The 22,733-nt window shown below is 60.9% G+C and carries 21 protein-coding genes; 11 read left to right on the top strand and 10 right to left on the bottom strand.

Annotated elements, in window-relative coordinates; translation table 11 throughout:
- The first annotated feature begins 53 nt into the window (after positions 1-53).
- Positions 54-947 carry a LysR family transcriptional regulator gene (locus ACT3TP_RS14300; RefSeq protein WP_096257456.1) on the top strand — a complete coding sequence of 298 codons (894 nt, stop codon included), beginning with the start codon at positions 54-56 and terminating at the stop codon, positions 945-947.
- A 165-nt stretch (positions 948-1,112) separates the two neighbouring features.
- On the top strand, positions 1,113-2,492 hold the full coding sequence (locus ACT3TP_RS14295; protein WP_444620864.1) for an LCP family protein: 1,380 nt from the start codon (positions 1,113-1,115) through the stop codon (positions 2,490-2,492).
- Positions 2,493-2,503: 11 nt separating this feature from the next.
- On the opposite strand, the gene ACT3TP_RS14290 is transcribed toward ACT3TP_RS14295, so the two are convergent.
- Positions 2,504-4,255 carry a plasmid pRiA4b ORF-3 family protein gene (locus tag ACT3TP_RS14290; RefSeq protein ID WP_096257453.1) on the bottom strand — a complete coding sequence of 584 codons (1,752 nt, stop codon included), beginning with the start codon at positions 4,253-4,255 and terminating at the stop codon, positions 2,504-2,506.
- Between the two features lie 94 nt (positions 4,256-4,349).
- Positions 4,350-6,035, bottom strand: coding sequence for a formate--tetrahydrofolate ligase (locus tag ACT3TP_RS14285; RefSeq protein ID WP_096257451.1), 1,686 nt, complete (start codon positions 6,033-6,035; stop codon positions 4,350-4,352).
- A 198-nt stretch (positions 6,036-6,233) separates the two neighbouring features.
- On the opposite strand from ACT3TP_RS14285, the gene ACT3TP_RS14280 reads away from it, so the two are divergent.
- The 3 genes from ACT3TP_RS14280 to ACT3TP_RS14270 all read left to right on the top strand — a co-directional run bounded on the left by ACT3TP_RS14280 (position 6,234) and on the right by ACT3TP_RS14270 (position 8,666).
- Positions 6,234-6,713 carry a DUF2975 domain-containing protein gene (locus tag ACT3TP_RS14280; protein ID WP_096257449.1) on the top strand — a complete coding sequence of 160 codons (480 nt, stop codon included), beginning with the start codon at positions 6,234-6,236 and terminating at the stop codon, positions 6,711-6,713.
- A gap of 237 nt (positions 6,714-6,950) precedes the next feature.
- Positions 6,951-7,121: a hypothetical protein gene (locus ACT3TP_RS14275; protein ID WP_170947924.1), complete on the top strand. Its 171-nt coding sequence runs from the start codon at positions 6,951-6,953 to the stop codon at positions 7,119-7,121.
- A gap of 471 nt (positions 7,122-7,592) precedes the next feature.
- Positions 7,593-8,666, top strand: coding sequence for a Fic family protein (locus tag ACT3TP_RS14270; protein ID WP_096257445.1), 1,074 nt, complete (start codon positions 7,593-7,595; stop codon positions 8,664-8,666).
- 107 nt (positions 8,667-8,773) lie between these two features.
- On the opposite strand, the gene ACT3TP_RS14265 is transcribed toward ACT3TP_RS14270, so the two are convergent.
- Positions 8,774-9,343, bottom strand: coding sequence for a plasmid pRiA4b ORF-3 family protein (locus ACT3TP_RS14265; protein ID WP_096257443.1), 570 nt, complete (start codon positions 9,341-9,343; stop codon positions 8,774-8,776).
- Between the two features lie 155 nt (positions 9,344-9,498).
- On the opposite strand from ACT3TP_RS14265, the gene ACT3TP_RS14260 reads away from it, so the two are divergent.
- Positions 9,499-10,197, top strand: coding sequence for a maleylpyruvate isomerase family mycothiol-dependent enzyme (locus ACT3TP_RS14260; protein WP_096255253.1), 699 nt, complete (start codon positions 9,499-9,501; stop codon positions 10,195-10,197).
- 58 nt (positions 10,198-10,255) lie between these two features.
- On the opposite strand, the gene ACT3TP_RS14255 is transcribed toward ACT3TP_RS14260, so the two are convergent.
- The 4 genes from ACT3TP_RS14255 to ACT3TP_RS14240 are packed head-to-tail and all read right to left on the bottom strand — an operon-like array spanning position 10,256 to position 15,418.
- Entirely contained in the window at positions 10,256-11,089 is an 834-nt protein-coding gene (locus ACT3TP_RS14255) for a bifunctional allantoicase/(S)-ureidoglycine aminohydrolase (RefSeq protein WP_444620863.1), read from the bottom strand.
- Positions 11,090-11,099: 10 nt separating this feature from the next.
- Positions 11,100-12,353 carry a DUF6986 family protein gene (locus ACT3TP_RS14250; protein WP_096255250.1) on the bottom strand — a complete coding sequence of 418 codons (1,254 nt, stop codon included), beginning with the start codon at positions 12,351-12,353 and terminating at the stop codon, positions 11,100-11,102.
- On the bottom strand, positions 12,350-13,978 hold the full coding sequence (aceB, locus tag ACT3TP_RS14245; protein WP_096255248.1) for a malate synthase A: 1,629 nt from the start codon (positions 13,976-13,978) through the stop codon (positions 12,350-12,352). The genes ACT3TP_RS14250 and aceB overlap by 4 nt, the downstream gene beginning before the upstream one ends.
- Positions 13,979-14,032: 54 nt before the next feature.
- Entirely contained in the window at positions 14,033-15,418 is a 1,386-nt protein-coding gene (locus tag ACT3TP_RS14240; protein WP_096255246.1) for an NAD-dependent malic enzyme, read from the bottom strand.
- 217 nt (positions 15,419-15,635) lie between these two features.
- Between ACT3TP_RS14240 and ACT3TP_RS14235 the strand changes: the two genes are divergently transcribed.
- Complete coding sequence (locus ACT3TP_RS14235) at positions 15,636-16,409, top strand: IclR family transcriptional regulator (protein WP_096255245.1); 774 nt, start codon at positions 15,636-15,638, stop codon at positions 16,407-16,409.
- A gap of 523 nt (positions 16,410-16,932) precedes the next feature.
- Positions 16,933-17,799, top strand: a complete 867-nt coding sequence (locus tag ACT3TP_RS14230; RefSeq protein WP_096255243.1) for a CHAD domain-containing protein — start codon at positions 16,933-16,935, stop codon at positions 17,797-17,799.
- A gap of 86 nt (positions 17,800-17,885) precedes the next feature.
- On the opposite strand, the gene ACT3TP_RS14225 is transcribed toward ACT3TP_RS14230, so the two are convergent.
- Positions 17,886-18,662, bottom strand: a complete 777-nt coding sequence (locus tag ACT3TP_RS14225; RefSeq protein WP_096255242.1) for an SDR family NAD(P)-dependent oxidoreductase — start codon at positions 18,660-18,662, stop codon at positions 17,886-17,888.
- Positions 18,663-18,744: 82 nt separating this feature from the next.
- On the opposite strand from ACT3TP_RS14225, the gene ACT3TP_RS14220 reads away from it, so the two are divergent.
- Complete coding sequence (locus ACT3TP_RS14220) at positions 18,745-19,332, top strand: TetR family transcriptional regulator (protein ID WP_096255240.1); 588 nt, start codon at positions 18,745-18,747, stop codon at positions 19,330-19,332.
- A gap of 14 nt (positions 19,333-19,346) precedes the next feature.
- On the opposite strand, the gene ACT3TP_RS14215 is transcribed toward ACT3TP_RS14220, so the two are convergent.
- On the bottom strand, positions 19,347-20,033 hold the full coding sequence (locus ACT3TP_RS14215; protein ID WP_096255239.1) for a TetR family transcriptional regulator: 687 nt from the start codon (positions 20,031-20,033) through the stop codon (positions 19,347-19,349).
- Between the two features lie 105 nt (positions 20,034-20,138).
- On the opposite strand from ACT3TP_RS14215, the gene ACT3TP_RS14210 reads away from it, so the two are divergent.
- A complete protein-coding gene (locus tag ACT3TP_RS14210) occupies positions 20,139-21,170 on the top strand; it encodes an aldo/keto reductase (RefSeq protein ID WP_096255237.1) in 1,032 nt (343 codons plus the stop codon).
- A 151-nt stretch (positions 21,171-21,321) separates the two neighbouring features.
- Positions 21,322-22,116 (top strand): carbon-nitrogen hydrolase family protein, encoded by a 795-nt coding sequence (locus tag ACT3TP_RS14205; protein ID WP_096255235.1) that lies wholly within the window; start codon positions 21,322-21,324, stop codon positions 22,114-22,116.
- A gap of 59 nt (positions 22,117-22,175) precedes the next feature.
- Here the strand turns inward: ACT3TP_RS14205 and ACT3TP_RS14200 are convergent, their stop codons facing one another.
- Positions 22,176-22,430, bottom strand: a complete 255-nt coding sequence (locus tag ACT3TP_RS14200) for a hypothetical protein (protein WP_444620862.1) — start codon at positions 22,428-22,430, stop codon at positions 22,176-22,178.
- Positions 22,431-22,733: the final 303 nt, after the last annotated feature.

Here is a 22,733-nt window from a genome sequence, read left to right as displayed (position 1 = left end):
TTTCCCTGCAATCACGCCAGATGCAGTCATAGTTCACAAGGGACGTCCGATTTATGGCCAACCACCTCAGCTCCAGCAATATTTCCCTAGCTCAGATCGCGGCCGTGATCACCGTGGTGGACTACGGATCCTTCACCGCCGCGGCGGATATCCTCGGAATTTCCCAGCCTTCGCTGTCACGCAGGATTCGAGCGCTGGAGCAAACCCTGGGCATGCCGGTCTTCCGGGCCGCGGGACGGAATATGCTGCTCACCGAGGCCGGGCGGAGCATCATCCCGGCCGGGCGGCGAGCCCTGCGCGAGATCTCCTCGATCGATGCGCTGGCTTCTTCAACCCGGTCTCTGGATTCGGGCTCATTGCGCATCGCGGGACTGCCCTCGCTCATTGCCGGAGTCCTTCCGGAATATCTCGGCCCGTTCCACCGCAATCATCCCGGGATCCAAATCGAAATCGTCAGCGTCGAGGATCACGAACAGCTGATCGACTCGGTACGCCTGGGACGCGCAGATCTCGCATTCGGCGTGGACGAGCGCATCCCCGCCGACCTTCAGGCGCGCTTCGTGCGCAAGCAGAGGTTCACGGCGGTTCTTTCCACCGATTTGGCCCACGCGGTGCGCACCGCGTTGGACGCCGAACTGCTCGGCGGGCTCACGCTGGTCACCTTGCCGCAGGGGACCTCCACCAGGCTGATCACCGATGAGGTCTACCGAAACCTCGGCGTCACCGCGCCACGCATCATCACCACCACGCAGCGCGACGCCCTGGTCCAGCTGAGCATCGCCGTTGGCGGCATCACCATGGTTCCCCAGGTGCTGGCCAGCACCGCCGAAGTCTTCGGCGGACTGCAGGTTCCGCTAGCCGCCGATGCCGGACGGCCCATCGGAGCAATCTTCCGGAAGGACTCGTTCAAGAACCCCGCCCTGGAGGAGTTCCTGGATCACCTGTGAGACGCAGATCTCGCGGAATCTGCGCTCCCGCGGAAAGTCCGGGTGGCGGGCAGATACATAGGGAAAATGCATGGGTCCGCACACTTTGGCTATTGGTGCGATCCATCTCTTGCATGGTCGGCTGGTGTAGATATTCCCGCCTGACTTTCGCAGGAGACCTGAGCTATGACCCATCAGCGGCCCGCAACGCCCACCAGGAAAAATTCTTCGCGACGCAAGCGCAATTTTCGCATCATCGCCGCGGCGCTGGTCCTGGCACTGGTCGTCGGTGTCGGAGCGGCCTGGTTCCGGCTTCAGGGAAATATCTCCACCGCCGCGATGCGCGCCACGGAGCAGCGGGTACCCGATTCCAGCCGGGGCATGAACATCCTCCTGCTGGGGTCGGACAGCCGGACCTTTAGCTCAACGGAATTCGGCAAGGACAACGGATCGGCGCGCAGCGATTCCATGGTGCTCGTTCATCTGGCCGCCGGCAATGAGCGCATCGACGCGGTGCAGATCCCGCGCGATACATTGCTCGAGATTCCCGCCTGCGCGGATACCGGCCACGGGCATTACACAGGCGGCCACGGGATGATCAATTCGGCACTGAACTACGGTCCCGCCTGCTCGGTAGCCGCCGTTGAATCCCTGACCGGCGTGGATCTCGACCACTTCATCGAAGTCAATTTCGAGGGCTTCATTTCCATCGTTGACGCGCTCGACGGCATCGACGTGTGCCTGGCCGATCAGATGCAGGACCCCAAGGCGAACCTGGATCTCCCGGCGGGCAATCAAATAGTCAAGGGAGAAGACACACTGGCCTTGGCCCGCACCCGGCATGCCGTCGGGGACGGCAGCGATATCGCCCGCCTGGGCCATCAGCAGATGGTGATGTCGGCCGTCGTCCAACGGGCCACGAGCCGTGAAACGCTCACCCGGCCGGACCGGCTTTATTCCTTCCTGGATGCGGTCACCTCATCGATGACCGTTGATCCGGGACTCAGCTCCCTGGCTCAGCTTGCCTCGCTGGCCACCCGAATCCAAGCGGTGCCCACCGGGGAAATCACCTTTATGACCATGCCTTGGCAGCCGGCCCCGCAGAACCGCAACCGTGTTGTCCCCGCCCCCGAGGCGTCCACGATCTTCGAGCGGTTGAGCGCAGACACCCCGGTAAATCTAGGCGATGAAGAGAGCTCGAAAGCTGAAGCGGCACCAGCGGCCAGCTCGCGCGAGACTGCCGTGCAAATCACCAACGGCGCGCGAGTGAATCAGCTGGCATCGCAGTTCGCCGCCAAAGCAACCGCGCAGGGCTTCTCAGTCTCCGAAATTGATACCGCCGAAGCTCCCCAGGCGGCAACGCGGCTGCTGGCCGCCGACACCCAGGAAGCGCGGCAGACGGCCAAGGCCTTGGCCAAGGAACTTGACCTGGATCTTCGTCCCGTCAAGGCGCCAATAGAAGGCGTCCAGCTGCTCCTCGGCCAGGACTATCTTGAGATCGAGGGCGCCGAAAAGGCTCCGGTCAAAACGACCAACCGCAAGGCTAGCCAAAGCTTGTGCGGCTGAGCGACCTTTGGCTAGAACTCCTGGTCTAGTGCTTCGTTGATCTGCTGCATGCTGAAGGCGGCCGGATCGATCTCATCGAGGCCCATATCTCCGAGCCATTCCATGACTTCCCCGTGCTCTGGATGGGCGGGGTCGCCGATGGCGGCGACTTTTTCCGACCAGCCCCAGGTGCCGCCGCTGTCTTCGAGCGGTGCCATGCGGCGGCCTCCGGTGCAGCGCGGCAGCGCCCCGGCCTCGGAATCGAGCACCTTTTCCACCTCGATGCGGATCTCCCAGCCATCACCGAAATCATAGGCGTAGTCCAGCCGGTCCTTTTCGGCTTTGAGCAGTTCGGAAATCAGGACACCTGATTCGTCTTCGTCATACTCCATATGCTCGATATCGGGCCCGTAGCTGGTCCCGCCATATCCGCCCGAGCGGAACTCGTGCAGATGCCCGTCGTACCAGTCGAAGCTTGCCTGGATGATGTCGTGCAGGTCACCCAGGTGCAGATCCAAGGGCACCAGCACCCGGCGCCAGATCGGCGGCTTGGCCTCTTTCAGGCCCAGCTTCAGCTGCAGCACCTTGCCCGCATAGGGTTCGGCACGCTTTTCCCGCTTGGGCTCTTCCGAATCGAAGCCGAAGAGCGCGTCCAGCTCATCGTCTTGCAGATCTTCCTCATCGAGCTCATCATCGTCCAGGTCGGTGAGGGTCGCCGCGACGAGGCGCGGGAGGGTGTAGCGCTCGCCTTCCTCGACCAAGCCGAGGATCCGCAATTCGCCCAGCCGCTGGTGGGCCTGTGCCCAGGCCGCCGGCGACCATTGCTCATCTCGCGGCGCGGCCACCAGATGCGCGGATCCTTCGATGGCTTCAAGCAGCCAGAGGTTGGACAGCCCCCAGGCTTCCAGGGTTTCTTCATCGGCGTCCTCGGGCGCTTCGAGGAAGAGATCGAGGAATGCCTGCAGGAAGGCATAGTTCGCGGAGAACGCCTGCTGTCCCTCGGACTTGTGGAATTCCTCGGCGGCGGGTCCGGCTGTCGGCGACGCGTGCGCTTCGAGGGTGATGATGCCGGCCATCGCGAGCGAAGCGATGGCCTGGGAAACCACCAGCTCGGTTTGCGCCTCGTCCAGCCCCTTGGGAAGTTCGCTCTCCAAGGTCTTGGCAGCGGAAGCCAGATATTGTTCTCCCGGGCCGGCGCCCCATTCGGCGGCGCCCTTCCCGATGCACCAGCGGGCCAGGCCATGCCCCAATTCCACGATGGGAAGCTGGCGCAGTTCGGCGAGCGCCTGCTCCTCCAACGCACCAGGATTCCCGGGCGAGGAAAGAGCTTCTGCGCTAAACGGATCCGCGGTCTCCAGATTGCCGCGCAACCAACTCAGCTCGGCGGGGTCTTGGGTCCAGCGGCCGGTATCCTCGATAAAATCAAGGTAGTCTGCCCAGGCCATGTAGAGCACCATGCGCAGTTCCCCGGAGAGATCTTCCGGCTCTTCGGCTTCCTCGAATTCGATCATGGAGTTCAACACCCCGAACAGCTTGGGTGCGTTGAACTCGGTGACGGATTCAAGTCCTACGACTTCGGCGTACATCCCCAACGTTTCGCGCACGGCCGCCAAGGCGAGCAACGCGGTTTCCGAATCCTGCCGCCGCTGGCCGTACCAGCGCACGAATTCAGGCGACAGCGCATCCAGCCCGCGGTCGACCTTCACTCGACCTATGGACACCACCGGAGCCTGAACGCGTCCGGGGTGTCCCTGCTTTACTTGCTTTTTCTTCTTCTTGGCCACCGGGTCTCCCTCACACGCTTGAATATCTTTGTTTCAAGGCTACGTGGGATAGGCCCTTCCGGCTCGGAAATAGGGCATTCTTCGGCTAGCTGTCCTACGACAGCCCCACGGCGTTCCCGTTGCCATCGACGTCCATCTGCATGGCGGACGGAACCTTGGGAAGGCCCGGCATGGTCATGATCGTCCCGGTGATGGCCACGATGAAGCCCGCGCCCGTCTTGGGGATCAGGTCGTGGACCTGCAAGGTGAATCCCTCCGGAGCGCCTAGGAGCTTGGGGTCATCGGAGAAAGAATATTGGGTCTTGGCCATGCACACCGGCAGGTCGTCCCAGCCGTTGGCGTGGATCTGCTCGAGCATCCGCCGCGCGCCGGCGGAGTATTCGACGCCCTCTCCCCCGTAGATCTCGCGCACCACGGTCAGGATCTTTTCCTCGATGGGCAGCTCCAGTTCGTACAGCGGAGCAAAATTGTTTGGCGCTTCGATGGCCCGCAAGACCGCGGCGGCCAGGTCGCCGGCCCCCTGGCCGCCTTGGCTCCAGACGTCGGCAATCGCGCATTCAACGCCCTGCGCTTCGGCCCAGCCGGTGACCACCGCCAGTTCGGCCTCGGTATCCGCGGTGAACCGGTTGATCCCGATCACCGGCTGGATGCCGAACTTCCTGATGTTCGAGGCATGCCGGGCGAGGTTCGATAAACCATTGCGTACGGCCGCGACATCCTCCTTGCCCAACTCTCCCTTGGGTACTCCCCCATGCATTTTCAGCGCGCGAATGGTGGCGACGATAACCACCGTGTCGGGGTCGCATCCGGCATAGCGGGCCTTGATGTCCATGAACTTCTCGGCACCGAGATCGGTACCGAAGCCTGCCTCGGTCACCACGACGTCCGCCAGCGCGCGTGCGGTGTTGGTGGCGATGGCCGAGTTGCAGCCGTGCGCAATGTTGGCGAACGGCCCGCCGTGGATGAAGGCGGGTGTGCCGCCCATGGACTGGACCAGGTTGGGCTTGATCGCGTCCTTGAGCAGCATCGCCATGGCTCCCGCGGCGCCCAGGTCATCAACGGTGACCGGCGCCTTGCCGTAGGTGTATCCGATGGTCATGCGGCCAAGCCGGGCGCGCAGGTCCTCTAGCCCGGTGGCCAGGCAGAAGACCGCCATGACCTCGGAGGCGACGGTGATCTCAAAACCGGTTTCCCGCGGGACTCCCTCGGCTGGTCCGCCAAGGCCGATGACCACGTGGCGCAGTGCGCGGTCGTTCATGTCCAGAACGCGCTTGAATGTGATGCGCCGCGGATCGATGCCCAAGGCATTGCCCTGGTGCAGGTGATTGTCGAGCAGCGCCATCAACAGGTTGTTGGCGCTGGTGATGGCGTGGAAATCCCCGGTGAAATGCATATTGATCTCATCCATGGGGAGCACCTGCGAGTATCCGCCACCGGTGGCCCCGCCCTTCATGCCGAAGTTCGGGCCCATGGACGGTTCGCGCAAGGCGATCATGGTTTTGGCCCCGGTGGCCGCCAGCGCATCGCCCAAACCCACCACCATGGTGGATTTCCCCTCCCCTGCGGGCGTCGGGGAAATTCCGCTGACCAGAACGATCTTTCCGGGGCGGACGCCGCGAGCAGTCAAAAGCGACGGGTCGACCTTGGCCTTGTACCTGCCATAGGACTCAACTGCGGCTTCAGGGATCCCCGCCGACTCGGCGATCTCGGAAATTGGCCTGAGCGCCGCCCGCGAGGCAATCCCAAGATTGCTCATGTCGGTTTCTGGCGTTGCTGTCATCGCATGCCCCCTAATCTGGCGTCCCGTATTCCGGGAGATGAGGAAGACCGAGGTTTTTGGTATTCCTTGATTCCTTTCAAGCTACCACTGCGGCAATAGCGGGCGCTGGCACGGCTTGGCCGAACCCGCATTCGCCGCGGGAGCGCCTCAACCACACAACCTATTGATATTCGATAGGTTTTTGTTGATAATCACTCTATGAACAAATTGCTAATGGTCCTGCTTCGAGTATGCCTTACGCTGATTTTTCTCGGCGGACTACTGTGGCAAGCGTGGGTCGTGCCGACCCTTGCGGCGCAGAATGCGACGCTCTTTCCCGAGGTCGCATTCCTAGCCACCCCCTATACGGTAGTTGTCATAGTCGCAATTGCCTGCCTGCAGGTCTCATTGGCTGCTACCTGGAAGTTGCTGAGCATGGTGGAACGTCGGACCATCTTCACCCAGCGGGCCTTCGGCTGGGTCAACGCCATCATTGCGTCAATCGCCGTGGCCACATTTCTGGCCCTATCTCTTGGTGTTCACCTATTAGGAATTATTGGCGTGGGCGGACCTGGTGTTGCACTGGCGATTGCTGCCCTCACGACCTGCGGAAGCGCGTTCGCCCTCCTGATGCTGGTTATGAAGGGACTCCTGCGCCGGGCGACCAACCTTGAAGGCGGGGCGGCAGAGCTCGTTTAGTACCCATCATCGCTGAAAGGCGAACGGCGGAACCATAAATATTCGCGGGCCCTCCCGTTCGTTTCTCAACCCCATCCGAGCGCACTGGATTAGTTAGCTGGGAGCTTGCTCCAAAACGCTCGCGTACCGGCGATTCTGGTGCTACATTGGCCGAGTAAGGATCGCTCAGCCCTTAGTCCTTGGCCATTATTGGCAGGCAAGTGGCTGGTGGCGGAAGTTCGAGTAAAGGGAGAAGATATGAACGAAAACGTCCCAACGAATTCCACCGATATTTCGGATAAGACGCTGGAGGATCACATTTCGGATCCTGCGCTTTCCGACGAAGCGGGACATGACTGGACCGACGAAGGCGGGGCGACCCCCGATGGTCCGGCAACAGAAGTCAGTCCCGAAGAAACCCAGCGATAACCTACCTACAAGCGCATTTGCTCCCCAGCAGTGGCCAAGCCATTGCTGGGGAGTCTTACTTTTACCGGTCGATCTTGGCCCTAGAACCCAATCTCGACCGATTCCTTGATCGCCCCGGCGCCACGGAACCCAGGCTCAACTGCATCGTAACAAGCACTCAAAACTTCGCGTTGGGCGCGCGAGGAAGCCCGATCACCCCGGCCAGCGCCATCTGCTCGAGTTCGCCCGCATCTAGCGTCTGACCGATGCCGCAGCGGCGATTGGATCCGGCACCTCAAATTTGTCGCTCAGCCATTACGTCTCCTCGGAGCCGTGTGCCCAAGGCCCATGCCTCAAGACAAACCAGGCATTCGGCCTACAGCGGGAAAATTGCCGAGAAGACGTGTAAAGGTTTTTTGCATATCAGATAAACGTGTAAAAAATACGTACATTTTTTTACACGTTTCCTGATGGCTTAGATAGACTGTCCCTATGTGGAAAGCAGAACTACCGTTCAACGATCTAGCAGCTCCTCCCGCAAGTGAGCTTGAAACCCGGCCGGTACTCAAAGCGACAACTAAGGCCCGGGCTTCACTGGCCGCCATGAATCAAGCCGTCCTTCGTATACCTAATCCCGGGGTGCTCATAAGCTCACTGCCGTTGCTCGAAGCACAAGCGAGTTCCGAGATTGAAAATATCGTAACGACTACCGACGACCTATTTCGTTTAGCAGCGGATTCAGAAGTTCATGCATCCTCCGATACCAAAGAAACTCTGCGTTACCGCGAGGCACTCTTCACAGGACTCCAAAGCATCGAAAGCCGTCCGTTGACAACACGGACCGCGCTTGAAGTTTGCACAAATATCAAGGGCCGCGACATGGACGTTCGCGCTCTTCCGGGCACCTACATTGGAAATCCTGTGACTGGCAAAGCCCGGTACACACCACCCGAAGGCCCGGATCGGATCAAAGAAAAATTGGCCGAGTGGGAACGCTTCATTCACGAAAACCCAGACATTGATCCATTGGTCATTATGAGCGCCGCTCATTATCAATTCGAAGCGATCCATCCCTTCTCAGATGGAAACGGCCGCACCGGGCGTATTTTGAACATCCTCCTACTCGTTGAAGTCGAGCTGCTAAGGGAGCCAGTTCTCTACTTATCGCGATACATCATTCGCCACAAAGAGGAGTACTACACTAGGCTCCTAGCCGTCACCAAGGACAATGACTGGGAGGGCTGGCTGCTATACATGCTTAAGGGTATTCAAGTGACAGCCGACGAGACTCTGCAGCTAATTGACAGCATCCAAGAGTTGCAACTAGTCATGCGCGACGAGCTGCGAACTGAATCCTCAGCAGGACCGAACGCGGAACTGCTTGATCTTTTATTCGAAAAGCCTTATTGCCGAATCAATGACGTAGTCAGCCGCTGTGGAATCTCGCGCCCGACTGCGACAAAATGGCTGAATGAATTCAGCTCCAATCGGCGACTAACGCAGATCAAAATAGGCCGTGAGTGGCTATTTATCAATCACCGCTTCATCGAGCTACTGGCAGGCTAGAACCCAAGAAGACATGTAAAGGTTTTTTACATGTCGGGTAAACGTGTGAAAAATGCGCCCAATTTTTTACACGTTTACCTGAGGGACTCAATGTGTCCGGTCAGCAGCTAGCGGGCATACTCAAACATTTCGTTGACGCGCTGCTTGTCGAAAAGCGAAGCGTCGAACTGCTCACCGTCGCGCAAGAAGAGCCATTCTCGGTATTCCGCCCGATCCGGATGCTCCGGGTCCTTCAGCGCTTCGATCACCATGGCCCACCCCAACGGACCTCCCGAGTCCTCCCGCGGAGCCATCCTGCGTCCGCCAATACACCGCGGCAACAGAGCAGCGTCGACCGGTGGCAGTCCTTCTAGTTCGATACGGACTTCCCAGTAATCACCGAAGTCATAGACGTAGTCGAGCCTTCCCCGCCCGTGACTTAAAAGTTCGTCGAGGCATACCGTGCGCTCATCAACATCGGATTTGACCTCTGCATCGGCGGCCCCGTAGCTCACCCCATTAACACCGTTGAGCTCAAATTGGTGCGGATGCGCGTCGTACCAACCGAAGCTGTACTGAATCACCTGATGCAATTGGTCCAGCCGCATCGAACCTGGAACCAAAACCCGGCGCCAGATCGGCGGACAGGTTCGCCTGATCCAGAACTTCAATTGCAATACCGAAGCGTGTGAACTCATCAGCCCCTACTCCTGAAACTTCGACTTCTTATACTCAACTCCAGCTGCAGCGATAAGCTCCATGCACTGAAACTTCTGACGGGTGCGGCGATACTCGTTCGATATAGATCGGTTTTCCGAGTCATTTTCAAACCACCCATTGGTAGGGTGACAGCATGATCAACACCGCCCGATTGCACTCAGATCTCTCCCGACTCAACCGTGAAACCTCGATGATGATGGCCACGATTGAAACCCTGTCCGCCGATGAACTGGCCGCCGATTCCCTCTGCGAGGGATGGAGCCGTGCGCATGTCATCGCCCACCTAGCATCCAACGGCCGCACCCTGGTCAAGCTCATCGATTGGGCCATTACCGGCGAACCGCAGCAGCTTTATGCGTCCACCGAGGCGCGCAACGCAGAAATCGCCGAGCTTGCCGCCTTGCCCCGCGAAGAACTGCTCGCCGGTTTCCGCGACGCGGCGGCGTTCTTCGCCGAGCAGTCCGAGCGCCTCACCGGCGAGCTGGCGGTCGAAGAGGTGGATCTGCACGGCAAGATCATCCCGGCGACCTCCATCGTGGCGCTTCGGATCGCGGAGATCGTCATCCACCACCACGACCTGGACACCGCCTGGACCATCGAGGAGGCGGACCCGGATTCCCAGGAAAATGCCGTGGAGGCCGCGGTACGCACCATGCGCGTGAAGAATGCCCCGGGCATGACGCTGGTGACCGAAGAAGGCGACGAATGGGTTATCGGCGACGGGGCGCTGAAGGTCCGCTCGGACCGCGAAGGCCTCATCGAATGGCTCGCCCGCGGCCAGGCGCGGCACATCGAGGCAGATGGACCGATCCCGGCCCTGCCTGCTTGGTAGCAAGCCCCACCCTGGCTGCGGAACTCAACGAGTTCCGCAGCCAGCGCCCTTTAATGGCCTACAACGCGACCTGGCGGTTCTGATCCTTGTACAGCAGGTAGCGGAAGTTGCTCGGCCCGCCGGCGTAGCAGGCCTGCGGGCAGAAGGCGCGCAGTGACATGTAGTCTCCGGCCTCGACCTCGACCCAGCCGCCGTTCAAGCGGTAGACCCCCTTGCCTTCCAGGACATAGAGGCCATGTTCCATAACGTGGGTTTCGGCGAAGGGAATCGAGGCCCCGGGTTCGAAGGTCACGATATTCACCCCGAAGTCGAAGGCGATGTCATTCGGGTCGAGCATCCTGGTGGTGCGCCATTTGCCGTCGGTGCCCGGCATCTCGCCCGGTTCCACGTCGCGTTCGTTGCCCACTACCGGCCCCGGCGCCGCCACGCCGGCCGCCGGCTCGTAGCGCTTGCGGATCCAGTGGAAATTCGCCACCTCGGCGCCGTCGTTGCGCGCGGACCAGTTGGCTCCGGCCGGCAGGTAGGCGTAGCCGCCATCGGTGAGCACATGCTCTTGGCCCTCGATCACCAGGGTCAATTCACCGCCCAGCACGAAGATGAATCCCGATACCTCGGCCTGCGGTTCCGGCTTGGCCGCTCCTCCGCCGGGAGAGACTTCGAGGATGGACTGGGCGAAGGTGGTGGCGCCCCCGGCCACCGGACGGTTGAGCACCCAGGCGCGGGTGCTGGACCATTCGGGGAACACGCTGGTGACGATATCGCGCAGCACCCCCTTGGGGATGACGGTGTAGGCCTCGGTGACGATCGCGCGATCGGTCAACAGGTCTGTTTGCGGCGGGTGGCCGCCGAAGTTGGTGTAGTACGCGGCTTTTTGCGCGGCTGCTGCGGTCATGATGTTCCTCCTAGGCATGTGAACGGTTCAGCGCGATCGCTTCGAGTTCGGCGGTTGAGATTTGGGCTAGTTCCTGGACTTCTTCTGCGCTCACCGCACCGCAGCTCACGCCGCGGTGGATATAGCGGGCCAGGGCTCGCGCGGTGGCCGGTTCGTCCATGATGGCCGAGTCGATCCGGTGGACGTAGTTGCGCAGCCGCGTCGCCGCGGCCTGCAAACCTTCGCGGAAGAAGGCGAAGGTTGCCAGGTAGCGGGTGGGCAGCTGATTCGCGTGCATATCCCAGCCCTGGTAGATCCCGCGTTCCAGGTGGCGGCGCACCAGTCGGGCATGCAGAGCCCAGGCCGCCGCAATATTCTCCGGGTCTCCGGCCGGAATGATGTTGGTGGAGCCGTCCGATAGCTCCACCCCGGTGCCCGCGACCGCCACCTGCATGACGTCCTTGGCGAAGTCGGCGACCGGGTGCTCCATCGATTGGTAGGCGGCTGCGACGCCAAGGGAGGCCGAGTAGTCGTAGGTGCCGTAGTGCAGGGAGGAAATTCTGCCTTGGCCGGCGTGGATCAGCTGCGCCACCGGGTGGCTTCCGTCGGCCGCGATGATCACCTGCGGCGTCTCTACCTGCACCTCGAAGCGGATCTCTCCGGCTTCGAGCCCATGATTCTGCTCCAGCTTCTCGGCGAGGAATACCATCGCCTCGACCTGAGCTACGGTGCTGACCTTGGGCAGGGTCAGCCGCAGCCCGTCGGGCAGCGGACCGTTTTCAAGCAGCCGGGAGATGAAAAGATCCAGGGTGCGGATGCCGCGGGCCCGGGTCGGGGCCTCGAAGCATTTGAAGCGGATGCCCAGGCAGGCCGGAGCCTGCCCGGCGGCTACGGCGGCGGATACCGAGTCGGCGGCGGCTAGTGCGTGCGCGTCCTCCTCGGCATCCGGCCGGTTGCCGTAGCCATCCTCGAAATCGAGGCGCAGATCTTCGATGGGTTCAACCTCTAGCTTGGCCGCCGCCAAGGCACCGAGCCGCTCGGGCTCGGCGAGTCCCAGCGTGGCCGCCAGCTCGCCGAGTCCCGCGGCACCGCCGGCGACCGCGAGGGCTGCGGCGCCCCACTGCGCGGCAAGTTCGCCGGTGAACCGGTCCCCGGGAACGTACACGGTGTGCACCGGCTGGCGCGCTCCGCTCTCCCCCGGGTAGCCGTGAGCGAGGAGCTTGTCGGTGTCGGCCAGCCGTGCTTCCACGGCCGCTAGGGTTGACTCATCGAAGAGATTGCTCATGCTTTGGTCACGAATTCCTTATCCAATAGTTCGTACGCTGGGGTGGTCAAGAAGTCGGCGAAGTCCTCATCCTTGCCGCTGGTCAGCGTGGCGATCAGCTCGGCTGCCGGCTGGTAGTAGGCGGCGAACTGTTCCGCGTTGCCGACTTCGGAGCGCAGCCGCTCAACCTCTTCGGCCAGGATCGTGGAGACCAGCTGCGTGGTGATGGTGCTGCCGGTGTCGGCGGCCACGACCTCGTTGCGGATCTGCTGCCAGATCTGCGAGCGGGAGATCTCCGCGGTCGCGGCATCTTCCATCAGGTTGTGGATGGCTACCGCGCCGTTGCCCGAAAGCCAGACGGCCACGTAGTTCACCGCGACGTACAGGTTGGCGCGCACCCCGGCCTCGGTGACCTCGCCCGGGGCGCTGGCCACGTCGAGCAGCTGCGCGGCGGTGACCTCGACCTCTGGACGCTGGCGGTCGATCTGGTTTGGCTTATCTCCCAAGGCGGCGTCGAAGATTTCCCGGCAGATTTCCACGAGGTCCGGGTGGGCAACCCAGGAGCCGTCGAAGCCGTCGGTGGCTTCGCGGCTCTTGTCTTCGCGGACCTTGGCGAAGGCCGCGGCGGTGACCTCTGGTTCTCGGCGGTTCGGGATGAAGGCGGCCATGCCTCCCATCGCGAAGGCGCCGCGCTTGTGGCAGGTCTTGACCAGCAGCTCGGTGTAGGCGCGCATCATCGGTGCGGTCATGGCCACGGCCGAGCGGTCCGGCATGATGAACGCGTCGCCCGCCTCGCGGAAGGTCTTGATGATGGAGAACAGGTAATCCCAGCGTCCGGCATTCAGACCCGAGACGTGGTCGCGCAGTTCGTAGAGGAACTCTTCCATCTGGAAGGCCGCCGGAATCGTTTCGATGAGCATCGTGGCGCGCACGGTGCCGTACTCGATGCCCAGCTCCGCCTGCGCGAAGGTGAACACCTCGTTCCACAGGCGCACCTCCAGGTAGTGCTCCATCTTCGGCAGGTAGTAGAACGGCCCCTGGCCCGATTCGGCGAGCACCTTGGCATTGTGGAAGAAGTGCAGGCCGAAGTCGACCAGCGCGCCGATGGCGGGCTTGCCGTTGATCAGCACGTTGTTCTCCGGCAGGTGCCAGCCGCGGGGGCGGACCACAACAACCGCGCGTGGCGCGTCGGTGCGCAGCGCGTAGGTCTTGCCTTCCGGCGAGGTGAAGGACAGATCCCCGCGGGCCGCCGCGTTCAGGTTGGCGATCGCGTCGATGACATTGGACCAGCTCGGGGTCGAGGCATCCTCCAGGTCCGCAAGCCAGACCTTGGCGCCTGAGTTCAGCGCGTTGATGGCCATTTTGGCCGGGCTTGCCGGGCCGGTGATCTCCACGCGGCGGTCGCGCAGCGCTGCGGGGGCCTCGGCGACCTTCCAGTCACCGGTGCGCACCGCCTCGGTCTGCGGGTCGAAGTCGATGGCGCGCGCCTCGGAGAACTGCTGGCGGCGCGCACCGCGTGCTTCCAGCAGCTCGTCGCGCGTGCCGGCGAACTTTTCGTGCAGCTTTTCAATGAAAGCCAGCGCCTCAGCGCTGAGAATCGCTTGTGCGCCGCTTACCTCTGGGATTCGTGTAATTGAGATGGTCATGGTGCTCCTTAACCTGTCAGTGTCGTGTTCCAGCGACAATATTTACGTGTGGGTCTACTGCTTTCCGGCCGCTTGGACCACCGCGGCGGCCACGTTCCCGGCGACCAGCGGGTCAAAGACCGAAGGGACAATAAACCCGGGGTTCAGCTCTTCCGGTGCAACCCGGGCGGCGATCGCATCTGCCGCGGCTAAGAGCATGGCGTCGGTGATCTCGGCAACGCCGGCGTCCAGCAGTCCGCGGAAGAATCCGGGGAAGGCCAGCACGTTGTTGATCTGGTTCGGGAAGTCGCTGCGCCCGGTGGCGACCACCATTGCGTGGCGGCCTGCGACCGCGGGGTCCACTTCCGGATCCGGGTTGGCCATGGCGAAGACGATCGCGCGTTCGTTCATCGCGGCGATGTCGTTTTCGTCCAGAACGTTTGGCGCCGAAACGCCGATGAAGACATCGGCGTTGACCACGGCTTCCTTCAGCGTTCCGGTGAAGTTCTCGGGGTTGGTGTTTTCGGCCAGCCAGGTCCGGTGCGCATCGGTGTAGCGTTCGCTGCGGTTGATCGCTCCGTTGCGTCCGCAGGCGACGATATTGCGTGCGCCACGGGCCTTGAGCAGCGCGATGATGGCATTGCCGGCGGCGCCGACGCCGGAAACCACAATGCGCAGGTTCGCGAGCTCCTTGTCCACTACCTTCAGCGCATTGACCAGGGCGGCCAGCGTCACGATGGCGGTTCCGTGCTGATCGTCGTGGAAGACCGGAATGTCCAGCTCCTCGCGTAGGCGGGCTTCGATCTCGAAGCAGCGCGGGGCGGCAATGTCTTCGAGGTTGACCCCGCCGTAGACCGGGGCCAAGGCCTTGACGATGCTGACGATCTCGTCGGTGTCCTGGGTGTCGAGGCAGACCGGCCAGGCATCCACGTCGGCGAACTGCTTGAACAGCGCTGCCTTGCCTTCCATCACCGGCAGCGCGGCGGCCGGACCGATATTGCCCAGCCCGAGCACGGCCGACCCGTCGGTGACCACGGCGATGGTATTGCGCTTGATCGTGAGGTTGCGGGCATCTGCCGGATTCTCCGCGATTGCCATGCAGACGCGGGCAACACCAGGGGTATAGGCCCGGGAGAGGTCATCGCGGTTGCGCAGCGCCACCTTGGGCGTCACCGAAAGCTTTCCGCCGAGGTGCATCAAGAAGGTGCGGTCCGAAACGTTGCGGACATTCACCCCGTCGAGATTGTTCAGGGCATCGCGTACCGTATCGCCGTGGGCGACGTCGGCGGTGTTGCAGGAAACGTCGACCACCATGTGGGTATGGTGCGATTCGGTGACATCCAAGGCCGTGATGTGGGCACCAGCTGAACCTACCGCCGCGGCCAGTTCGCTGGTCGCGGTTATCGATGCTGGGGTCTCTACGCGAAGCGTCAACGAATATCCCGGGCTTGGTGCTGCCATCAGATCCTCCTGTAAATGTTTTCCGTATAGTGGATACTATTATCCTCAAAATGAAAATGCAAGAGGGTTTTGTGTGCTGAAGCACGATTTTTTTGCCATTAATTTTCGGATCGTGGAAGAAAATGGAGTTTTCGGGGTATTCTGGGGGCTAGGATTTCGCATCGTAGAACTAAAACGTAAGCTACTTCCAAAATCAGTACCCTAGAAGGAGCAGCAGATGACGCAGACCGCCAGCAAGTCCACTACCGGTGGAGTTCAGTCCGTTGAACGAGCCTTTGAACTTCTGGAAGTCATCGCCCGGGCCGGAGGCGAAGCGGCGCTCAGCGAGCTGGCCGCAGACACTCCCCTGCCGCTGCCCACCATTCATCGCCTGCTGCGCACCCTGGTTGGCGTTGGCTACGTCCGCCAGCTGCCCAACCGCCGCTACTCGCTGGGCCCACGATTGATCCGCCTGGGCGAGGTGGCCAATCGCCAGCTTGGCGCCTTGGCCTCCCCGGTGCTCAAGGAACTGGTAGGCAAGCTGGGCGAATCAGCCAACATCGCGGTACTGGACGGCGACATGGTCACCTATATTGCCCAGGCGCAGTCCCCGCACTCAATGCGGATGATCACCGAGGTGGGCCGGCGCGCCATGCTCCACAATTCGGGAGTCGGCAAGGCGGTGCTTTCGGTACTAGACGACGAACGCGTGCAGCGCCTGGTCGCCCAGGCAGGCATGCCGCCGAAGACCGCCAACACTATCACCACCCTGGGCAAGCTGTTCACCGATGTTGAAGCCACCCGTGAGCGCGGGTACGCCATCGATGAAGAAGAGCAAGAGCTCGGCGTGCGCTGCATCGCCGTTCCGGTTCCCGGGGCGCCGACCCCGATGGCCATCTCGGTCTCCGGGCCGGTCACCCGCGTGGACGAAGTATTTATCAGATCGGCCGTGCCGGAGTTGCAGGAAGCCGCCCGAGAGCTGGGCCGGCAGTTGGTCGCCGTGGCGGAATAATCCGCACTCACCGTCGCCCGCGCAAAATCCCCTTCCGGGCTGGGGCAGCATTGCCCGCATGGTGGCTAGCGAGGCAAGCCCCGCCTGCCTTCAACATGGGCCTGCACCTTGAATGCTCTTTTGACATCGTCAGCGCACAAAGCGAGCCCCTCGGTGCAGATACTGGCGATTCGCTTCCGCAGATTTTGAGCAATATTGCCCGGCGTCAACGAGCCATAGGTTTAATGGGCATCGGACCGGCTAGCGGATTGTGCTGCGAGGTACTTTCCAGCCCAGAAATGAACTTGAGCAATGATGCTTCGATGCTCAGCCGGGCTGCTTCATAAATCACCCGCGGCCGTTGGTCCCAGGAGCTGCCCTGCCCGAGCCCCTCAACCTCTACCGGCGTTCATGCCAGCGATCTAGAATCGGGCATGTCGACCAAAGAATCGAGAGGAGCCGCCGCGTGGCCAATTCCCGATCACCCAGGAATCCCTTAGCTCGATCATGCGTCACCGGCGCCTCAACCGGCGTGGAACCGTCGATGCTTGGCGTAGCCCTTTCATTCCTCAACGATCAATTCGCCGAGCTCCGTGCCCAAGAGCCACGGGCACGTTCTGGAGATCCCGAGGCAATCCACGGCATGCGGACCGCAACGCGGCGTCTGCGCTCGGTCCTAGAAATCTACGGAAACTTTCTCGAAACGGACTCCTGCCAATTCCTGAGTCGGGAATTGAAATGGCTTTCCGGGGTCCTGGGCCACGCCCGGGATGCTGAAGTCATCCTCGATCGGCTTCGCACCCGCATCAACGATCTGCCAGCCGAATGGCAAACCACGAAAATTTCCGAAGCACTCGAACATGGGTTCCACACGGAATACACCACCGGATACGAGCGGACACGCAGGCGGCTGGGTTCCAAACGCTACCGCCGGCTCCTGAAGAATCTCGAACAATTTCGAGATGATCCCCCGGCTTCCGGCCCGGTTGACCGGCCAACCCGGGCCAAGATCGCCACCTTGGTCAACATTCAAGCCCGGCTTGCGGATCGCTCATTCCGGGCCACGCTGCGAAGCAAACCCGGACGCGGGCGCGAGGAAGCGTTGCACCGGCTGCGCAAGGACACTAAACGACTGCTGCACGCCACTGAAGCGACAGCGGCGATCCACCCCAAACATGCGCTCGCGTTGGGCCGCAGGGTCCGCAAGCTGCAACGCATCCTCGGCAACCATCAGGACAGCGTGATGACCCGCGCATATCTTGAGAAAGCCATTAAGGATCCCGCTCTTCCAGCGGAAACCCGGCAGGCCTGCGAACGCATAATCAGCGTGGAACGACGCATCGCGGAAGCAGCGGTGAAGCAATACCTCCAGGTCCGGAGAAATTCCCCGGACCTGCGCTTACGTCGCTGAATTTCTGGCTTCAGGGCCCATCTGAAATTTCGCCCAAACGTCATTGAAATTCCAGAAAAGCGCACCCGGACCATCTTCCTCAGGCCTTAAATGGCGCTCCACCCGGTGTCCGAGGCAAGCACCACACCGTTGATGTTGGTGCTGTCGTCGCTGAGCAGGAAGGTAATCGAGGCTGCCAGCTGAGCCGCGGTTGCCATCCCGGGAATGATGCTCATCAGCGGCGCAATCATCTGCTGGGCATACGCTGAATCCATTGGCGCTTCGATGTTGGTCTGCACCGCACCGGGGGCGACTGCGTTGAAGCGGATTCCCTTCTTCCCGTACATGACGGCCGAGTTTTTGGTCATGCCAACCACCGCATGCTTCGAGGCGGTGTAGGCAACGCCGGCTGCCGCGCCGCGCAGCCCAGCTTCAGAGGCGACGTTCACCACCGTGCCGTTTTCGGCCGCTAGCATTGGCGGCATTACGGACCGGGTCAGCTTCAGGATCGAGTTCACATTCACGTTGAACACGCGCTCCCAGGTGGCGTCTTCGATTTCATGGATGGGCTCAAACTTGTCCATAATTCCAGCGACGTTAGCCAGGGCATCGATTTTGCCTTCGCCAGCGGCAACGATCTGGTCAATGACGTGCTGGTCGGTGATGTCGCCGGCTACTACAACGATGCTCAGCTGCGGATTTTCCGCGACCAATTCGCCCAGACGCTCGCCACTGATATCGGCAGCGATCACCTTGCCGCCTTCCTTTGCCACGCGCAGGGCGGTCGCCTTGCCGATGCCCGAGCCTGCACCGGTGACAATGACGGTTTTGCCGTCAAAACGTGCCGGGGTGATTTTTTCCTGCCAAAGGTTTTCGGTGCTCATACCTGCTCCTCTTGAGTGTTTTTGAATAATAACTTCATGTTATGACACAGGGTGTCATAACTCAATGCGTCATACTTGAGATATGCCGGACACTCAGGATCTCTCCCCCATACGCCTCTCCGGACGCCCGCAGAGCATCAATCCGGATTTGGTTGCCCGCACCGCCTTAGAGCTCTTTGCCAAACACGGTTACGGCGAGGTCTCCATGGCGCAAATTGCCGAAGTGGCCGGAATCGGACGCAAAAGCCTCTACCGCTACTTCGCATCCAAGGCGGATCTGGTGTGGGGAGGACTGCTCGAAGCCGCTGAAATTTCAGAACAGGCATTGGATGCCGCACAAGGCTCTGACATGCGGCTGCTGGACGCCATGCATGAGGCAATCCAAGCCGCCCTGCGATCTCTACCGGATCTGGAAGTCACCCGCGGCCGACTGCGTCTGATCGCAGAACAACCCGAACTGTTGGCCCAGGCGCCCCTGCGGATGGCCCCGCAAAACGGGCAAATGCTGCAGCATCTAGTGGACGGCGGACTCAGCGTAGATGAGGCCCACTACCTTTCGGTGGCCTTTGGCAGCGTCACCTTCTCTGCGTGGATCCGCTGGGCGCAATCCAACGAACTCAGCCCCGCTCAGTTCCTCACGAACGCCATGAAAGTTCTTCGCCTGCCGTAGCCCCACTGCGGAAGCTATTTCGCGCCGGCCCACTGATCATCGATCATGGCGGCAAAGTCGAATGCTTCATCTAGGATTTCGCGCAAGCTTTCTTCGGGCGCGCTAACCCAGCGAACTAACGCGTGGTCATAGAGCGCCATGGCCAGCAGCGCAGAGGTTTCCGCCCGACGAACGTTGGCGCAAAATGACGATAATGCCTGCGCCAGGGAAGCCTGCTGCTCACGTCTAAATTCTTGCCAGCTGGCGCGCAACGCGGGACTCCCCCACACCAGCTGAATTCGTCCCCGTAGGGCTTCTGGGTCTTGTTCTGCGGCCACGACCGTCGATTCAAAGCTTCGGCGCAAAAGTTCCAGCAGGCTTTCTCCAGGATGAGAGGCCATGGACGCCAACGCTTCAGAAAAATGCACATTCAGCGAACCTAGGGCGGTGATCACCGCATCTTCCTTCGAGGAGAAATACCTGAAGAAGGTAGCCCGGGAAATGCCCACTGATTGAGCGGCTTGCTGTGCAGTAACGTTCTCCAGTCCTTGCTCGGCGAACAGGGTATAGATCTGTTCTGCCAACTCGACCTTCATCTTCTCGCGCACTCGTTCACGCACCGCAGGGACCATGGCAAAAACTTTACTCTGAGATGATCGACCTCTTTTGAGACTCAGTCTCTTTGCCCATATCAGGGACAATTTATTCTCGGCGTGTCGCATAGAGGCAAGTTAACGAATCTCAACAATCAACCCGTTTTGACGTCATACTTAGGACCTCTTAGTTAGGCTCGATAATAGATAACAATGCAGACATGAGGGATTCGCATGGCACAGGACATCAAGGTAGGCACCATCGAGCTCGGGCAAGGGCTGCAGATAACCGGTCAAGGGTTCGGGAGCATGTCACTTAGCGGACCCTATGGCTCGGCCGAGGATGACGAATCTCTGCGCACCCTAAATCACGTCATCGATAGCGGAGTTACTTTCCTCGACACCGCCAACATTTACGGCGAAGGACATAATGAGTCCCTGCTGTCCCGGGTGCTCAAGACGCGCAGCGATGAAGTTACGCTGGCCACCAAGGCTGGCATTGTTCGCCCAAAAAACCCGGGCGATCCACGAGCCAATGGCGATCCGGCCTTCATCAAGGAATGTCTCGATGCGAGCCTGCAACGACTCGGTGTCGACGAAGTGGACCTGTACTACTACCACAGGGTTGATAGCCGCGTGCCGATCGAGGAGACCGTCGGAGCCTACGCTGAACTGGTTCAAGCCGGCAAGATCAAACACATCGGATTATCCGAGGTAACCTCCAACGAGCTTCGTCGGGCACATCAAATCCACCCGATCACCGCAATTCAGATGGAGTACTCGATCTTCAGCCGGGATATTGAGCGCTGGCTGCTTCCGACGGCATGCGAGCTCGGGGTCGGTTTGGTTCCCTATGCCTCGCTGGGCCGCGGCTACTTCACCGGACAGGTGGACTCGCTGGAGCAGTTGGAGTCCGGCGATATCCGGCATAATTTCCCACGCTTCGAACCAACGAGCATGAAGCGGAATCTGCGGCTGCGAAAGGTCATCGAGGCCGTGGCCGAACGTGAAGGATTCTCCACGGCGCAGGTGGCGCTGAGCTGGGTCTACGAGCAGGCTGACCGCCACAGCGTGGCCGTTTCACCAATTCCGGGCACCCGCTTCCGTGCCCATTTTGATGACAACTTGGAGGCGCTGAACATTCGGCTCTCCGAACTATCAATGAACGAGTTGGATGCCTTGGCTGCTCAAGTCGACGGCGAACGTCAACGAGACATCTATTCTGTTTCCAAGGGCCGCGAAGAACAGCAGATGGCGAACTTATAGTGCTGAGCCCCGCGGGTTAAACCCGGAGCATTCATCCGCACTGGCTGTTCAACCGCTCAGCTCTGCCACCCGTTGCCGCTTATCACCGCTACTGCGTAGAGTTTCGAGCGTAGGGTATTTCCAGTATTTGGCGAGGAAGGACTAGCCCACCATGAGAATCGCATTGGCTCAGGTATTGAGCACCGCAGATCCGCAGCGAAACTTGGTGACCATCCGTGATCATGCGCGGCAAGCGAAAGCAGCCGGCGCAACATTGGTGGTCTTTCCCGAAGCCATGCAGGTGTCCTTTGGCCACCCGCTAGCCGACTTTGCCCAGCGTTTAGACGGGCCGTGGGCTACGTTAGTCCGCCAGCAGGCCCGCGACATCGGCATCACCATCGCCGTGGGCATGTTCACCCCGGGCCAAGAAGGCCGGGTGCGGAACACCTTATTGGTCGCAGGCAATGGTGTCGATACGCACTACGACAAGATCCACCTCTACGACGCCTTCGGTTTTTCCGAGTCGGATACCGTGACCGCCGGAAACACTCCGGTGCAGTTTGACCACCAAGGCACCATTGTCGGACTGGCCACCTGCTATGACCTGCGATTCCCCCAATTGTTCGTCCACCATGCCCGGGCGGGAGCCAAGGTTAATATCGTCGCCGCCTCCTGGGGCCAGGGCGAGGGCAAGGCCGAACAGTGGACCACTCTGGCTCAGGCCAGAGCCCTGGATTCCACGACTTTTGTGGTGGCCGTTGACCAGGCCGACCCTGCCAGCATTGGCCGGCAGGTTACGGGCGCCGCACCATTGGGAGTCGGGCATTCCGTGGTGGTGGACCCCTTGGGCCGGATCATTGCCCAGGCGGGCACAGAACCGCAGCTGCTGGTAGTTGACCTTGATCTGGATCAGGTCGCGCACGCTCGAAAGCAACTGCCCGTACTCGCCAACGCTGTGGACTTGTAGGCCGGCGGCCGGGCTTCCTCCTGGCATGAACCAGAAGGATCGGGCCTGCCAGACAAGACTTACTCGGCAAGATCCAGCATCGGCGCTTTTCGCTTGAATCCACCGGTTACATAGGCGAGATATCCCAGCCCCAAAACGATCCAAGCCAGACCGAACGTCAAGGACAATGCGCTGAGGCTGGTCCACAACCAAATAGTCAGCGCCACGCCAATGAGCGGCAGCACCAGATAATTAATGGTGGCTGCCAATCCGCGGTGCCGGTGGGCCAGGAAGGAATATTTGATGACCGAGAGGTTTACGGCCGAAAACGCCACCAGCGCTCCGAAGCTAACCCAGATCTTTCATCAGTTATCCAACGGCTGCCGAAATCCTCTACCAATGGATTCCCGGTGGCCGTTCCTGATTCAGTCCGCGCCAAAGGGCGCCTGAACCACCGACGCTGAATGCCAGGCTCCACGCACCCGGACCAAAATAGCCTTTCAAAACCAAAGAAACAAGGAAACACCACTGCCAATTCAAGCAGCCAGCTCACCGCGCCGCCACCGCTGAAACAACACGCCAACACCCTCGTTCAGTTGGCATAACAGTTGTGCTTCTGGTGCTCTTGCCGAGATCAA

The organism is Glutamicibacter sp. AOP38-B1-38, from assembly GCF_052377485.1.
Lineage (GTDB): Bacteria > Actinomycetota > Actinomycetes > Actinomycetales > Micrococcaceae > Glutamicibacter.
Note: the sequence above shows the minus strand (reverse complement) of the source record. Positions and strands in the feature narration are given on the sequence as shown.